The 15,434-nt window shown below is 65.0% G+C and carries 10 protein-coding genes; 8 read left to right on the top strand and 2 right to left on the bottom strand.

Features of this window, described 5'->3' with window-relative positions:
• The coding region (locus tag ACO6VD_RS24105; protein ID WP_422422468.1) for a condensation domain-containing protein at positions 1 to 2,478 on the bottom strand (2,478 nt) is incomplete at its 3' end.
• Positions 2,471 to 9,052 (bottom strand): amino acid adenylation domain-containing protein, encoded by a 6,582-nt coding sequence (locus tag ACO6VD_RS24100; RefSeq protein ID WP_422422467.1) that lies wholly within the window; start codon positions 9,050 to 9,052, stop codon positions 2,471 to 2,473. The genes ACO6VD_RS24100 and ACO6VD_RS24105, both read right to left, overlap by 8 nt.
• A gap of 225 nt (positions 9,053 to 9,277) precedes the next feature.
• Between ACO6VD_RS24100 and ACO6VD_RS24095 the strand changes: the two genes are divergently transcribed.
• Genes ACO6VD_RS24095 through ACO6VD_RS24060 form a run of 8 tightly spaced genes read left to right on the top strand, consistent with a single transcriptional unit; the run spans position 9,278 to position 15,396 of the window.
• Positions 9,278 to 10,483 (top strand): PepSY-associated TM helix domain-containing protein, encoded by a 1,206-nt coding sequence (locus ACO6VD_RS24095; protein WP_422422466.1) that lies wholly within the window; start codon positions 9,278 to 9,280, stop codon positions 10,481 to 10,483.
• On the top strand, positions 10,480 to 11,016 hold the full coding sequence (locus ACO6VD_RS24090) for a thiamine pyrophosphate-binding protein (protein ID WP_422422465.1): 537 nt from the start codon (positions 10,480 to 10,482) through the stop codon (positions 11,014 to 11,016). The genes ACO6VD_RS24095 and ACO6VD_RS24090 overlap by 4 nt, the downstream gene beginning before the upstream one ends.
• Positions 11,016 to 11,336, top strand: coding sequence for a hypothetical protein (locus ACO6VD_RS24085; RefSeq protein WP_422422464.1), 321 nt, complete (start codon positions 11,016 to 11,018; stop codon positions 11,334 to 11,336). The genes ACO6VD_RS24090 and ACO6VD_RS24085 overlap by 1 nt, the downstream gene beginning before the upstream one ends.
• Positions 11,333 to 11,902 carry a DUF6162 family protein gene (locus ACO6VD_RS24080; protein ID WP_422422463.1) on the top strand — a complete coding sequence of 190 codons (570 nt, stop codon included), beginning with the start codon at positions 11,333 to 11,335 and terminating at the stop codon, positions 11,900 to 11,902. Before ACO6VD_RS24085 ends, ACO6VD_RS24080 begins: the two co-directional genes overlap by 4 nt.
• A 14-nt stretch (positions 11,903 to 11,916) precedes the next feature.
• Complete coding sequence (locus ACO6VD_RS24075) at positions 11,917 to 12,837, top strand: metal ABC transporter substrate-binding protein (RefSeq protein ID WP_422422462.1); 921 nt, start codon at positions 11,917 to 11,919, stop codon at positions 12,835 to 12,837.
• Positions 12,834 to 13,583, top strand: a complete 750-nt coding sequence (locus tag ACO6VD_RS24070; protein ID WP_422422461.1) for a metal ABC transporter ATP-binding protein — start codon at positions 12,834 to 12,836, stop codon at positions 13,581 to 13,583. Before ACO6VD_RS24075 ends, ACO6VD_RS24070 begins: the two co-directional genes overlap by 4 nt.
• On the top strand, positions 13,583 to 14,482 hold the full coding sequence (locus ACO6VD_RS24065) for a metal ABC transporter permease (protein ID WP_191833815.1): 900 nt from the start codon (positions 13,583 to 13,585) through the stop codon (positions 14,480 to 14,482). Before ACO6VD_RS24070 ends, ACO6VD_RS24065 begins: the two co-directional genes overlap by 1 nt.
• Positions 14,479 to 15,396, top strand: a complete 918-nt coding sequence (locus ACO6VD_RS24060) for a metal ABC transporter substrate-binding protein (RefSeq protein ID WP_422422460.1) — start codon at positions 14,479 to 14,481, stop codon at positions 15,394 to 15,396. The genes ACO6VD_RS24065 and ACO6VD_RS24060 overlap by 4 nt, the downstream gene beginning before the upstream one ends.
• The last annotated feature ends 38 nt before the right edge of the window (positions 15,397 to 15,434 follow it).

The following is a 15,434-nucleotide window of genomic DNA, read 5'->3' as shown; positions in this document are numbered from 1 at the left end:
GATCGGCTGGCCGATTGGCACGCTGTCGCGGCCTTCGTCGCGGCAGGTCCAGTGGGTGACGTCGATGGCCGCTTCGGTCGGGCCATAGAGGTTGTACAGGCCAGCGCCGGGCAGCTTGGCCAGCACCTGGGTCTGGGCCTCCACCGGCAGTGCCTCGCCGCTGCAGATGATGCGGCGCAGGCCAGTGCAGCTGGCGACCTGCTCGTCGAGCAGGAACATCTGCAGCATCGACGGCACAAAGTGCAAAGTGGTGACCTGGTGGGCGTGGATCAGCTCGACCAGGCGCCGCGGATCACGGTGATCGCCGGGGCCGGCCATGGCCAGGCGGGCGCCGGTCATCAGCGGCCAGAAGAACTCCCAGACCGACACGTCGAAGCTGAACGGCGTTTTTTGCAGCACCGTGTCGCCGGCGCCCAGGCCGTAGGCCTGTTGCATCCAGCACAGGCGGTTGGTCAGGGCCTTGTGGCGGTTGCCGGCGCCCTTGGGCTTGCCGGTGGAACCGGAGGTGTAGATCACATAGGCGAGGTGTTCGGGGTCCAGCGACAGCGCTGGAGAATGGCTTGGGAAAGCGCCCAGCGCCAGACGGTCGAGGGCCAGCACCGGCAGTTCAGCCGGGCATGGCAGGCGCAGGTGCGACTGGGCCAGCAGCAAGGCGATGCGGCTGTCCTCGATCATGTAGGCCAGGCGTTCCTCGGGGTATTCCGGGTCCAGCGGCACATAGGCGCCGCCAGCCTTGAGAGTCGCCAGCAGGCCGATGACCATCTCCAGGCTGCGCTCCACGGCAATGCCGACCAGCACCTCGGGACCGACGCCGAGGGCGATCAGCTGGTGGGCCAGCTGGTTGGCGCGCTGGTCCAGCTCGCGGTAGCTCAGTTGCTGCTCGCCCATGCACAGCGCCGGGGCGTCCGGGGTGGCGCGCACTTGCTGTTCGATCAACTGGTGCACCGGGGTGTCCAGCGGGTACTGCGCGGCGGTGGCGTTCCACTGCTCAACGATCTGCGCCTGCTCTTGGGCATCGAGCAGCGGCAGTTGGGCGATCTTTTCCTGTGGGTTGCTGACGATGCCTTGCAGCAGGTTGAGCCAGTGCTGCGCCATGCGTTCGATGCTGCGCGGTTCGAACAGGTCGCTGGCGTAGATCAGCGCGGCCGACAGTGCCTGTCCCGAGTCCTGGGTTTCCAGGGTCAGGTCCAGCTGGGCAGTGCCCGCATCCCACTCCAGCGCTTCGACCGTCAGCCCCGGCAATGCCAGGGACGCCGCCTGGCGCACACCATCCTGGTGGTTGTGCATGGCCTGGAACACTGGGTTGTGGCTGAGGCTGCGGGCGACGCCCAAGGCCTCGACCAGGTGCTCGAACGGCAGGTCCTGATGGGCCTGGGCATCGCGTACCTGCTGGTCGATGCGCTGCAACAGCGCACTGAAACCTTCCTCGCCGCGCAACTGCGCCGCGAGCACCTGGGTGTTGACGAACAGCCCGATCAGGCGTTCGGTCTCCAGGCGGTTGCGGTTGGCCACCGGCACGCCGACACGGATGTCAGCCTGGCCGCTGTAGCGATGCAGCAGCACCTGGTACGAGGCCAGCAACAGCACGAACAGGCTGACGCCCTGCCCTTGCGCCAACCGGCGCAAGTCGCCGGCCAACGCCACCGGCACGGCGATCTGCAGGCGGGCGCCGCGATAGCTCATGGTCGCCGGGCGTGGATGGTCGCTGGGCAGTTCAAGCACATCCTCGGTCGCGCCCAACTGGCCCTTCCAGTACCCCAGCTGACGCTCGCCCTCACCCGACTCCATCCACTGGCGCTGCCAGGCCGCAAAGTCGGCGTACTGGATCGGCAGGGCCGCCTGCAGCGGAGCCTGGCCCTGCGAATACGCCGCATAGCAGGCCATCAGCTCTTCGACCATCAAGTTCATCGACCAGCCATCGGTGACGATGTGATGCAGGACCAGCACCAGCAGCTGTTCATCCTCGGCCAGGCGCACCAGGCGCACCCGCAGCAGAGGTCCGTTGTGCAGGTCGAACGGCTGCTCAGTCAGCTCGGCGACGCAGGCGCGTAGCTGCGCGTCCCGTTCACCATCGCGTAGCTGCAGACGGGTTTGCTCGATGGTGATCGGCGTAGCCGCATCAATCTGCTGGCGCAGTTGCCCGTCCACTTCGACAAACCGCGTGCGCAGGCAGGCATGACGCTCGATCAGGGTGGCGAAGCTTTTGCCCAACTGCTCGACATCAACCGCGCCGCGCAGCAGCAAGGCTGCGGGGATGTGGTAAGCGCTGCTGTGCGGTTCCAGCTGCCAGAGGAACCACTGGCGCTGCTGGGCATAGGACAGTGGCGCGTGTTCCCCGGGACGACCGGGAACGATGGGCAGCCTGGCGACATCGATGCCCATCTCGTGGAGTTTGGCGAACATCTGCCGGCGCTTGTCCGCCGACAGGCCCTTGATACGCTCGACCAGCTGCTGGTTGCGACCTGTTGGTTCAAACATTTTCCGTCTCCAGTTCATCCAGCACGCCGAAAATCTGATCCAGCTCGGCGTCTTGCGACTGCGCCGAAATGTTGTGCTCCAGGTGCGCTGCCAGTTCACCCAAGGTGCGCAGGCCGTGGAACTCCCTGATCTTCAGCTCCACGCCAAGCTCGCTGCGCAGGCGCGACAGCAGCATGACCAGTTGCAGGGAATGGCCGCCGAGGGCGAAAAAGTCGTCGTTGAGGCCGACGCGCTCAAGGCCCAGCAGGTCCTGCCAGATCAGCGCCAGGCGCTGTTCAAGCTCACTGTGCGGTGCCACGTAATGTTGTTGCAGGAGGCTGGCATCCGCCGCCGGAAGCGCCTTGCGATCCAGCTTGCCGTTGGTGGTCAGCGGCAGTTCGGCCAGCAGCAACAGGTGCGCCGGGACCATGTACTCCGGCAGCTCGCTACGCAGCGCGCTCTTGAGCTGTTCGCGCAACTGCGCCTGTATTTCGGCATCGGCATTGATCAGCGCGGTGTCGCGTGGCACCAGATAGGCCACCAACTGCAAGGCCTCACCTTCACCCCACGGCAGCACGGCAACACTGCCGACGGCCTCGTGGGCCAGCAGGCGCGCTTCGATCTCGCCCAGCTCGATACGGAAGCCACGGATTTTCAGTTGATGGTCAATGCGGCCGATGTACTCGATCACGCCATCAGTCTGGTAACGGGCCAGATCGCCAGTGCGATACAGGCGGCCGCCGTCGGCACCGAACGGATCGGGCACGAAGCGGGTGGCGCTGAGGTCGCCACGTTTGAGGTAGCCCCGCGCCAGGCCGGCACGGCCGATGTACAACTCGCCGACGCAACCCTTGGGCACCGGGTTCAGGTCCGCATCGAGCAGGTACCAGGACAGGTCGGCAATCGGCTCGCCGATCGGGCTGCTTGCCTCGCCTTCAAGGTCGGCCAGCGACAGCGGCCGATAGGTGACGTGCACGGTGGTCTCGGTGATGCCGTACATGTTGACCAACTGTGGCGCACGGTCGCCGAAGCGTTCGAACCACGGGCGCAGGCTCTTTACGTCCAACGCCTCGCCGCCGAAGATCACCTGGCGCAGCGCGTGTTTGCCCGGCTCGGTGCAGGCGACCTGCATCAGTGCCTTGAACGCCGACGGGGTCTGGTTGAGTACGGTGACCCCTTCGGCGCACAGCAGTTGGTAGAACTCGCGTGGCGAACGGCTGATGTCGTGCGGCACTACGAGCAAGCGACCGCCGTACAACAGCGCGCCGAAGATTTCCCAGACCGAGAAGTCAAAACCGTAAGAGTGGAACAGGCTCCAGACATCCTGTGGGCCGAAGCTGAACCAGCCTTCGGTGGCCGCGAACAGACGCAGCACGTTACGGTGGCTGAGCAAGGTGCCCTTGGGTTTGCCGGTCGAGCCGGAGGTGTAGATCACATAGGCCAGATTGTCTGGACCAACGCGGGTCAGCGGGTCGTCTTCACGCAGCACTTGAGCGTCATCCAGCAACAGCACCGGCACGTCCGCCGGCATTGGCAGTTGCGCCTGCAACGCCGGCTGGGTCAGCAACAGGGCGATGCCGCTGTCGGCAATCATGTAGCCCAGACGCTCCTGCGGGTAGACCGGGTCGAGCGGCACATAGGCGCCGCCAGCTTTGAGGATCGCCAGCAAACCGACGAGCATTTCCAGGCTGCGCTCCACCGCCAGACCGACCAGCACATCCGGACCGACGCCACGGGCAATCAGGGTGTGGGCCAAGGCATTGGCGCGGCCATTGAGTTCGGCGTAGGTCAGTTGCTGCGCGCCGCAGGTCACCGCCACGGCGGCGGGCGCAGTGCGTGCTCGTTCGGCGATGAGCTGATGCAGACAACGCTCGACCGGGAAATCGACCGCAGTCTTATTCCAGTCCTGAACAATTGCCTGGCGCTCGTCGGCACCGAGCATGGGCAGCTCACTGATACGTTGCTGCGGCGTGTCGACCATCGCCTGCAGCAGCGCCTGCCAATGTCCGGCCAGACGCTCGATGGTCGACACGTCGAACAGGTCGGTGGCGTAGGTGAACAGCGCCTCGATCCCCTCGGTGGACTCGAAAGTGTCGAGCATCAAATCGAACTGCGAGGTCTTGCCGACCAGCGCCAGGCCTTCCAGGCTCAAGGCCCCCAGTTGTTGTGGCAGCGCGCCCTGACGCGCCTGGGCCTGATGGTTGAAGAGCACCTGGAACAGCGGGTGGTGGCTGGCGTCCCGTTGCGGTTGCAAGGCTTCGACCAGTTGCTCGAACGGCAGGTCCTGATGCGCCTGCGCCTCCAGCGCCGATTGCCTGACCTGACGCAGCAGGGTCGCCACCGTCATGTGCGGATCGATGTGCGCCTGCAGCACCTGGGTGTTGACGAAGAAACCGATCAGGCCTTCAGTCTCCAGCTGATGCCGGTTGGCCACCGGCACACCCACGCGGACCGTCGGCTGCCGGCTATAGCGATGCAGCACCATCTGCAGCGACGCCAGCAAGACCATGTACAAGGTGGCGCCTTCGTCCTGGGCCAGGGTCTTGAGCTGCGCACTCAGCGCGGGCGTCAGGCGCAGTGCCAGGGTCGCACCGCGGGCGCTTGCCCTGGCAGGCCGGGGACGATCAAGCGGCAGTTCCAGCACGTCGTGATCGTTGCCCAGTTGCGCGGTCCAGTAGGCCAGCTGCCGATCACGTTCGCCCGCAGCCATCTGTGCCCGTTGCCACTGTGCGTAGTCGGCGTACTGCACCGTCAACGCTGGCAAATTCAGCGGCTGGCCTTGGCTGAAAGCGCCGTAGCACTGCAGCAGTTCCTCGACCATGCGCTGCATCGACCAGGCATCGGAGACGATATGGTGCTGGGTCAGCGACAGCACATGGTCGTCCGCTGCCAGGCGCAGCAGCCCGACCCGCAGCAACGGCCCGTGCTCCAGGTCGAACAGGCGGCTGTTCTGAGTGTCGAGCCATGCCGCGAGCTGTTCGCCTGCGCCGTTCAAAAACGCTGTCTCGATCTTCAGTGAAGTCGCCGGGGCAATCCGCTGCACCAGCTGTTCACCCTGCTGGACAAAGGTCGTACGCAAGGTTTCATGGCGGGCAATCAGGCTGTCGAACGCCCGTTGCAGCGCCGCGACATCCAGGGCGCCACGCAGGCGCAGGGCAACAGGAATATGGTAAGCCGTGCTCTGCGGGTCCAGTTGCCAGAGGTACCACTGACGCTCCTGGGCATAGGACAACAGCAACGGCTGATCACGGTCCGCAGGCAGCAAGGGTGCCTGGCGAACCGGGGTCTGCGTTTGCAGGCTGGCAGCGAAGGCGCGCAAGGTGCTGTGCTCGAACAGACGCTTGAGCGGGACCTGCATGCCCAGCGCCTGCCCCAGGCGGGAGACCACTTGCGTGGCCAGCAGCGAGTGCCCGCCCAGGGCGAAGAAGTCATCCCCGGCGCCGATCTGTTGAACGTGCAGCACCTCGGCCCAGATGCGCGCGACGGTTTCTTCAAGCGGCCCTTGGGGCGCCACATAGTGTTGCTGCAAGAGGCTCGCATCCGGTGCTGGCAGTGCCTTGCGATCCAGCTTGCCGTTGGTGGTCAGCGGCAGTTCGGCCAGCAGCAACAGGTGCGCCGGGACCATGTACTCCGGCAGCTCGCTACGTAGCGCGGTTTTTAGCTGTTCGCGCAACTGCGCCTGCATTTCGGCACGGGCATCGAGCAGCGCGGTGTCGCGTGGCACCAGGTAGGCCACCAACTGCAAGGCCTCACCTTCACCCCACGGCAGCACAGCAACACTGCCGACGGCCTCGTGGGCCAGCAGGCGCGCTTCGATCTCGCCCAGCTCGATTCGGAAGCCGCGGATTTTCAGTTGATGGTCGATACGGCCGATGTACTCGATCACGCCATCGGCCTGGTAGCGGGCCAGGTCGCCAGTGCGATACAGGCGGCCGCCGTCGGCGCCAAACGGATCGGGCACGAAGCGGGTGGCACTGAGATCGCCACGCTTGAGGTAACCCCGCGCCAGGCCGGCACGGCCGATGTACAGCTCACCGACGCAGCCCTTGGGCACCGGATTCAGGTCCGCATCGAGCAGGTACCAGGACAAGTCGGCAATCGGCTCACCGATCGGGCTGCTCGCCTCGCCTTCAAGGTCAGCCAGCGACAGCGGCCGGTAGGTAACGTGCACGGTGGTCTCGGTGATGCCGTACATGTTGACCAGTTGCGGAGCGCCGTCGCCGAAGCGTTCGAACCACGGGAGCAGACTCTTCACGTCCAGCGCCTCGCCGCCGAAGATCACCTGGCGCAGCGCGTGTTTGCCCGGCTCGGCGCAGGCCACCTGCATCAGCGCCTTGAACGCTGACGGGGTCTGGTTCAGCACCGTGACCCCTTCGGCGCACAGCAGTTGGTAGAACTCGCGTGGCGAACGGCTGATGTCGTGCGGCACTACGAGCAAGCGACCGCCGTACAACAGCGCGCCGAAGATTTCCCAGACCGAGAAGTCAAAACCGTAAGAGTGGAACAGGCTCCAGACATCCTGTGGGCCGAAGCTGAACCAGCCCTCGGTGGCCGCGAACAGACGCAGCACGTTACGGTGGCTGAGCAAGGTGCCCTTGGGTTTGCCGGTCGAGCCGGAGGTGTAGATGACGTAGGCCAGATTGTCCGGGGCAACCCGGGTCAGCGGGTCGTCTTCGCGCAGTACCTGAACGTCGTCCAGCAACAGCACCGGCACGTCCGCCGGCACTGGCAACTGAGCCTGCAACGCCGGCTGGGTGAGCAACAAGGTGATGCCGCTATCGGCAATCATGTAGCCCAGACGCTCCTGCGGGTAGGCCGGGTCCAGTGGTACATAAGCGCCCCCGGCCTTGAGGATCGCCAGCAAGCCGATAAGCATCTCCAGGCTGCGCTCCACCGCCAAGCCAACCAGCACATCCGGACCGACGCCCCGGGCAATCAGGGTGTGGGCCAAGGCATTGGCGCGGCCATTGAGTTCGGCGTAGGTCAGTTGCTGGGTGCCGCAGGTCACCGCCACGGCGGCGGGCGCAGTGCGTGCTCGTTCGGCGATGAGCTGATGCAGACAACGCTCGACCGGGAAATCGACCACAGCCTTGTTACAGTCCTGAACAATTGCCTGACGCTCTTCGGCGCCGAGCATGGGCAGCTCGGCGATACGTTGCTGCGGCGTGTCGACCATCGCCTGCAGCAGCGCCTGCCAATGCCCGGCCAGGCGCGCAATGGTCGACGCCTCGAACAGGTCGCTGGCGTAGGTCAGCGCGGCACGCAGCTCCCCGGCCTGCTCATAGGTGTCCAGGGTCAGGTCGAACAGGGTCGTGCGGCTTTGCCGCTGCACCGGCTCCAGGTTCAATCCGGCCGCCAGCGAGTAGGCGCCGATATCCGCCACATGCGGCTGATGGTTGTACATGACCTGGAACAACGGCGTGCGGCTGGCGTCGCGCTCAAGCTTGAGGGCTTCGACCAGTTGCTCGAACGGCAGGTCCTGATGGGCCTGGGCACCCAGCACTACCGCCCTGACCTGCTCCAGCAAGCTGACGACGTCCTCCTGGCCGTCCACCCGCGTGCTTAATACCTGGGTGTTGACGAAGCAGCCGATCAGCCCTTCCACCTCGGCACGGTTGCGGTTGGCCACCGGCGAGCCGATGCGGATGTCCTGCTGGCCGCTGTAGCGATGCAGCAGCACGTTGAATGCCGCCAGCAGCAACATGAACAGGGTGACATTCTGCTGACGGGCGAAGCCGCGCAGTTGCTCGACCAGCGCCGGATCGAGGGCGAATTCGTGGCGTCGGCCACGATAGCCGGGCTGGGCCGGACGCGGATGGTCGAGCGGCAGCTCCAGCGCCGGATGGTCGTTGCCCAACTGTTCGAGCCAGTACGCCAGCTGGCGCTGCTGCTCCCCCGCTTCCAGCCAGCGGCGTTGCCACAGGGCGTAATCGCTGTACTGGATCGCCAGCGCCGGTAAGGCTGGCGCCTGCTTGTGCAGATGGGCCGCATACAGCTGGCTGAATTCCTCGATCAGCACGTTCATCGACCAGCCGTCCGAGACGATGTGGTGCAAGGTCAGCAACAGCACATGCTCATCGGCCTTGAGTTTGAGCAAGTTGATGCGCAGCAGCGGGCCCTGCGTCAGGTCGAAGGGTTGTAGCGCCTGCTGCTGGGCCAGTTCGTGCACCTGCTGCTCGCGGTCCGCTTCGGCCATACCGCTGAGGTCCAGGTGTGCGACTTGCGGCCACTGCGGCGCGGGCGCCAGCACCAGGCGCTCGTCAGCCTGCTGGATGAATACGCTGCGCAGGGTTTCATGGCGCTCTACCAGGCTGACAAAGGCCTGCTCCAGCGCCGCAACGTCGAGCGCGCCGCGCAGACGCACGGCACTCGGCAGGTTGTAGGCGCCGCTGGCAGGCTCCAGTTGCCACAGCAACCACATGCGCTGCTGGGCATAGGACAAGCCGTCGCGCTCGGCCACCGGCACCTGGGCCGGGATCGGAAACTGGGCAAAGTCGACCCCTTCGCGGGCCAGCCCCTGAAGAAAGATGCGGCGCTTTTCCAACGGCAACTCTATGAATCGGCGGGCAAGCTTGCGGGCATCTTCGGCATTCATCGACTTTCATCCATCCAGAGGAACAACGAGCCTGCAGGCCCGGTAGTCCAAGAAAAACGGATGAACGCGAATGAAAATTAACGACAATAGGTATATCGTTCCGCAAAACAGAAACATTTACTTTCAACTACGGCTGCGGGTTTTACGATTCTCGTTCGTCTTATCTATTGCAGTCCCAAGGCTGAGCATCGGCTCGACCTCAATTTCTCTGAAAAGACACCTGCAATGTCCCAAAAAGCGAAAAAATCCAAGTCCAGACTGTGGTTTCTCGTCCATAGCTGGCTCGCCCTGCCGATCTGGTTTTTCGTCCTGATCGTCTGCGTTACCGGCACCCTGGCCGTGGTCAGCCAGGAAATCGTCTGGCTGGCCAACCCGGATGTGCGCGCCAGCAAACCCAGCGACGACGCCCAGCCGCTGAGTTTCCAGCAGGTGCTCGATGCCTTGCACAAGGCCGAGCCGGACATGGCGGTGCGCTTTCTGAGCCAGCCGGACGGCTCGCACTTCGCCCTCAATGCCTCGGTCACCTACCCCGACGGCAGCGCCCCGACCCTGTACGTCAACCCGTACACCGGGGCCATCCAGGGCAAGGTGCCAGACTTCAACTTCGAAGCCTTTACCCGCGCCCTGCACGGCTGGTGGCTGGTGCCGTTCACCAACGGCTACAGCTGGGGCTGGTACCTGGTGTCCTTGCTCGGCCTGCCGATGCTGGCCTCGCTGGTGACCGGGCTGGTGGTCTATAAAAAATTCTGGAAGGGCTTCTTCAAGCCGACCTTGCGCTTTAACCACGGCGCGCGGATTTTCTGGGGCGACTTTCACCGCCTGAGCGGGATCTGGTCGATCTGGTTCATTGCAGTGATCTCGATCACCGGCACCTGGTTCCTGATCCAGGCGATTCTGGGCGATAACCATGTGACCATCTCCACCGAGCCGGTGGTACCGGTGATCGCCCGTGAAGACGTGCCGCTCACCGCCACCGGCGAGCCAGCGCCGCGCATCAGCCTGGACGACGCCACGCGCATCGCCAAGGAGCAGATCCCCGGCCTCGACGTGAGCTTCGTCACCCTCCCCGGCAACGCCTACTCGCACGTCTACCTGGGTGGCCGCGGCTGGTATCCGTTGATGTTCCAGACCGTGAACGTCAACCCCTACAACAGCAAGATCGAAGCACAGTTCCTGCTCAGCGACCGCTCGGCCCTGGAGTTCGTCACCGAATCCATGCGCCCCTTGCACACCGGTGACTTCGGCGGCCTGATCATCAAACTGATCTGGGCGTTCTTCGGCCTGGTGCTGTCGATGATGGTCCTCAGCGGCCTGCTGATCTGGACCAAGCGCACCGCACAGGCCACCGCCGCCGCGCTCAAGCGCAGCGAACGCGCGCCACGCAAGGACGCCAAAGCCAACGCCGACACCGCTACGGAGGCCAGCCTATGAGCAAGGCAGCAGTTGCGCCGCAAAGCCCGCTGAGCCGCTTCTGGCACAAATGGCGTTTTCACCTGAACATCCTGCTGTTGCTGATCCCGCTGGGCTTCATGCCGAAGTACTTCGCCGAGCAGGCGATGTTTCGCGGCGACAGCGGCCTGGGTGAGCGCGAACTGGGCGACATCCAGGTCGGCCCGTGGAGCCTTAAGCTGGCCGAGCTGCGCGATGACGCGCCGGTGGCCGACGGCCCGGCCGGTCACTTCAAGTCGTTTAACGCCAGTATCTGCAGAACCTGCATCGACCAGGTCAAGGCCGCCTACCTGCGCATTGGCAAGCCGCGCAGCCTGCGCGCCGCCGGCACGATCTTCTTCGGCCCACCCTACCGCATGGGCAACAGTCTGCCGATCCCGGCCAAGACCCGCCCGGACGCTGAACTCTGGATCACCCTCGAAGGCTGGGACGGCAGCATGCACCAGGCATCGATACCGCTGGCCAAGGCATCGCCGGCCACCGTTGCCTGGCTGAACAAACAAGGAGGCAAATGATGAAGTCCACCGCCCGCAAGCTGCTCATGCCCCTGCTGTTGCTGGGCGCCGCCAGCCCGGCCCTGGCGCACAACCCGATGTGCGAATGCAAGCCGATCGACGGCGAGCAGATCGAGTGCACCGGCGGCTTTTCCGACGGCAGCGGCGCGCCGGGGGTGACCCTCGATGTGATCGGCTACAACGAGGAAATCCTCGTACCCGGCAAGCTCGGGGAGAACTCCAAGCTGACCTTCAAGCGCCCTGAAGGCGAGTTCTACGTGCTGTTCGACGCCGGCCCCGGTCACGTGGTGGAAATCGACTACGCAGATATCGAGCAATGAGCCGCGCCCAGGTAGTACGCCCGGCCGGTGCCGGGCACGAAACCCTGTATGTGTTGCTGGTCAGTCTGCTGATCCTCGCGGTGGCGGCCGGCATCGTCGCCCTGCGCGGCGAACGCCATGACGAAGTCAGCATCGAGGCCCATCAACTCGACGCCCGCCGCGACCTCAGCGCCGCCGAACAAGGGGTGTATGCCGACCTGCGGGTGGCCTTCGAGGAAATCCAGTTGCGCCGCGAGGAAGACCCGGCCCTGGTCGAGGTATCGGAGCTGGTCGAAGAAGGCTTCCCACCGTTCGTAAAAGATGCCAGCAGCGCCAGCCGGGGTGAGCATCAATGGCAATTGCTCGGTGACCAGGCCTACCTGGGCCTGAGCCAGTCACCGAGCACCGCCGGCAGCTTTCTCATGCTGATCCCTGCGAACCATGACGGCGCCGCCGATGTCTGGCTACAGCGCAAGGCTGACGCCAGCGTTCCTGCCGACTTGAGCCCTGCCGCCCTGATCGCCGCCGGCTGGCAGCAGATCGCCGCCCACTACGACGCCGGCGTCACCCGCCAGCATCGCCACTGACACAAGGACGCCCCATGCTTCGCTCCGCACTCGCCCGTCGTCTGTTGACTGTGTTCATGGCTGTGGCCCTGCCCGGCCTGGCCCAGGCCGCCGTCGATGGCAAACCGCTGCGTATCGGCATCACCCTGCACCCGTACTACAGCTACGTAACCAACATCGTCGGCGACAAGGCCGAAGTGGTGCCACTGATTCCGGCCGGCTTCAACCCGCACGCCTACGAGCCGCGGGCCGAAGACATCAAGCGCATCGGCAGCCTCGACGTGGTGGTGCTCAACGGCATCGGCCATGACGACTTTGCCGACCGCATGATCGCCGCCAGCGAAAAGCCGCAGATCACCGTGATCGAATCCAACACCAACGTCCCGCTGCTGGCCGCCACCGGTGTTGCCGCACGCGGCGCGGGCAAGGTGGTCAACCCGCACACCTTCCTGTCGATCAGCGCCAGCATCGCCCAGGTCAACAACATCGCCCGCGAACTGGGCAAGCTCGATCCGGACAACGCCAAGTACTACAGCCAGAATGCCCGCGCCTATGCCAAGCGCCTGCGCAAACTGCGCGCCGATGCCCTGGCCCAGGTCACTGAAGCACCCGGCGCCGAGTTCCGCGTTGCTACCATCCACGCCGCCTATGACTACCTGGTGCGTGAGTTCGGCCTGGAAGTCACTGCAGTGGTCGAACCGGCTCACGGCATCGAGCCAAGCCCGAGCCAGTTGAAGAAAACCATCGACCAGCTCAAGGCCCTGGACGTGAAGGTGATCTTCTCGGAGATGGACTTCCCCTCGGCCTATGTCGAAACCATCCAGCGCGAGTCCGGGGTGAAGATCTACCCGCTGACCCACATCTCCTACGGCGACTACAGCAAGGAGAAGTACGAAGTGGAGATGAAGCGCAACCTCGACACCGTGGTCCGTGCGATCAAGGAGTCGAAGGCATGACCGTCGCCGAAACCGTCATCACCCCGCCGTGCGGGCCGGACATCGAGTTCGCCGGCATCGACCTGACCCTGGGGCGCACGCGGATTCTCGATCAGGTCAGCTTCAAGGTCGCCGCCGGTAGCGTGCATGCCCTGGTCGGCCCCAATGGCGGCGGCAAGAGCTCGCTGGTGAAAACCCTGCTCGGGCAGATGCCGCATCAGGGCCAACTGACCCTGACCTGGCCCGGCGACACCCAGGTGATCGGCTACGTGCCGCAAGCGCTGGAGTTCGACCGCGGCCTGCCGATGACCGTCGACGACTTCATGGCTGCCATGTGCCAACGCCGCCCGGCGTTCCTTGGCCTGTCGCGCAAGGTGGCCCCGGCCATCGATGCGGCGCTGCAGCGGGTCGGCATGCTCGACAAGCGCAAGCGGCGCATGGGTGCCCTCTCCGGTGGTGAGCGTCAGCGTGTGCTGCTGGCTCAGGGACTGATCCCGGCCCCGCAACTGCTGGTGCTGGACGAGCCGATGTCAGCGCTGGACGAAGCCGGCATCCAAGTGTTCGAACGCCTGCTGCTGGACTGGCGTGCGGCAGGCACTACGGTGCTGTGGATCGAGCACGACCTGCAAGCCGTGGCGCGCCTCGCCGACAAGGTCACCGGGCTCAGCCGCCGGGTACTGTTCGACGCCCCGCCGAAACAGGCCCTGACCCCGGATCGCCTGCTCAGCCTGTTCTCCATCCACCCGCGCAGCGAGAGCGTCGCCTGATGAACTACGAAGAATTTCGCCTGCTGATCCAGGGCTGGGCCAGTTCCGGCTACCTGCCCGAAGCCCTGGCCTATGGCTTTGTGGTCAATGCCCTGCTCGCCGGGCTGATGATCGGCCCGGTGCTCGGCGGGCTCGGTACCCTGGTGGTAGTCAAACGCTTTGCGTTCTTCTCCGAAGCGGTCGGCCACGCCGCGCTGACCGGGGTGGCCATCGGCATCCTCCTCGGTGAACCCTACACCGGCCCGTACGGCAGCCTGTTCGGCTACTGCCTGCTGTTCGGCATCCTCCTGAACTTTTTGCGCAACCGCACCGGGCTGTCGCCAGACACCCTGATCGGCGTGTTCCTCTCGGTGTCCCTGGCCCTGGGCGCCAGCCTGCTGCTGATGCTGGCCGGCAAGATCAACGTGCACATCCTCGAAAACGTCCTGTTCGGCTCGGTACTCACCGTCAGCGGCCAGGACCTGCTGGTGCTCGGCATTGTCGGCACGCTGGTACTGGCACTGGCCCTGCCGCTGTACAACCGCATCATGCTGGCCAGCTTCAACCCGCAGCTGGCGGCGGTGCGTGGTGTGGCGGTGAAGAGCCTGGACTACCTGTTCGTGGTGCTGGTGACCCTGGTCACAGTGGCTGCGGTGAAGGTCATCGGCGCCATCCTTGTCGGTGCCCTGCTGGTGATTCCGGCGGCGGCGGCGCGTTTGATCAGTCAGTCGCTCAAGGGCTTTTTCTGGGCCTCGGTGCTAATCGCCACCCTGAGCACCCTGGTCGGTATCCTGCTGCCGATCGTCTTTGACCTGCCGGTGCCCTCGGGCGCGGCGATCATCCTCGTCGCCGGCTGCTGCTTCGCCCTCGCCGCCCTGGCCCGCGGCCTTGTTCCACGCCTGCAAGGAAATCCGGCATGACCTTCAATCTCAAGCACCTGTGCCTGGCCCTGGCCCTCGCCGGCCTGCCTACCCTGAGCCTGGCGCAGAATGCCCCGGCTGCGGCCCAGCAATCGGCCGGAGTCACCGTCCTCGCTTCGCTGCCGGTCACCCACGCCCTGGCCAGCGCCCTGCTCGACGGTACCGCAGTCAAACTGCAGCGCGCGGCACCGGCGAACATTCCGGCGTCGCGCCAGCCGTCCTACTTCAGTGGCCGCGGTGGTCCGAGCCTGCAGAAAGCGGCGAGCCAGGCGGATGCGGTGATCGCCCTGCGTTCGATCTGGAGTGACGATCCGCTGTATCCGGTGGCGCGGCGCAGCAATATCCGCATCGTCGAAATCGACGCCGCCCGCCCGGTGGATGGCGCCCTGCCGGGGATCGCGGTGCAAGGCAACAACGCCTTTGCCGCCTATCCGTGGCTCAACCCCACCAACTTCGGGCGCATGGCAGATGTACTGGCTAACGACCTGGGCCGTCTGAGTCCAAGCGAGCAGCCGAAGATCCAGGCCAACCTGGCGAGCCTCAAGCGCCAGTTGCTGGAGCTCAGCGCCGGTAGCGAATCGCGTCTGGCCGAAGCTGACAACCTGAGTGTGGTGAATCTTTCCGACCGTCTGGATTACCTGATCAGCGGCCTGAACCTGGACCTGATCGACCACCCGCGGGTAGCGGACGACCAGTGGGATGCGGCGGCACTCAAGCGCCTGGGTGATGATCTCAAGGGGCAGGATGTAGCGTTGGTGCTGCACCACAAGCAGCCGAGCAAGGAAGTCGCGGAGGTGATTGCCGCCTCAGGTGCCAAGCTGGTGGTGGTGGATACCGATCCGCAGGATACGCTGGCGGGGTTGAAGGCCAGTGTTGAGCAAGTGGTGGGGGCGCTGGTCAGCGGCAACACCTGACATCGCCGTTTTCTGTAGGAGCGGATTTATCCGCGATG

This window comes from Pseudomonas sp. GZD-222, assembly GCF_049310525.1.
Taxonomy (GTDB): domain Bacteria; phylum Pseudomonadota; class Gammaproteobacteria; order Pseudomonadales; family Pseudomonadaceae; genus Aquipseudomonas.
The sequence above is the reverse complement of the archived record's forward strand: the minus strand, read 5'-3'. Positions and strand labels throughout refer to the sequence as shown.

Coding starts and splice junctions, on each gene's coding strand:
- ACO6VD_RS24100 (WP_422422467.1), bottom strand. CDS start 9,052: ATGAATGCCGAAGATGCCCGCAAGCTTGCCCGCCGATTCATAGAGTTG.
- ACO6VD_RS24095 (WP_422422466.1), top strand. CDS start 9,278: ATGTCCCAAAAAGCGAAAAAATCCAAGTCCAGACTGTGGTTTCTCGTC.
- ACO6VD_RS24090 (WP_422422465.1), top strand. CDS start 10,480: ATGAGCAAGGCAGCAGTTGCGCCGCAAAGCCCGCTGAGCCGCTTCTGG.
- ACO6VD_RS24085 (WP_422422464.1), top strand. CDS start 11,016: ATGAAGTCCACCGCCCGCAAGCTGCTCATGCCCCTGCTGTTGCTGGGC.
- ACO6VD_RS24080 (WP_422422463.1), top strand. CDS start 11,333: ATGAGCCGCGCCCAGGTAGTACGCCCGGCCGGTGCCGGGCACGAAACC.
- ACO6VD_RS24075 (WP_422422462.1), top strand. CDS start 11,917: ATGCTTCGCTCCGCACTCGCCCGTCGTCTGTTGACTGTGTTCATGGCT.
- ACO6VD_RS24070 (WP_422422461.1), top strand. CDS start 12,834: ATGACCGTCGCCGAAACCGTCATCACCCCGCCGTGCGGGCCGGACATC.
- ACO6VD_RS24065 (WP_191833815.1), top strand. CDS start 13,583: ATGAACTACGAAGAATTTCGCCTGCTGATCCAGGGCTGGGCCAGTTCC.
- ACO6VD_RS24060 (WP_422422460.1), top strand. CDS start 14,479: ATGACCTTCAATCTCAAGCACCTGTGCCTGGCCCTGGCCCTCGCCGGC.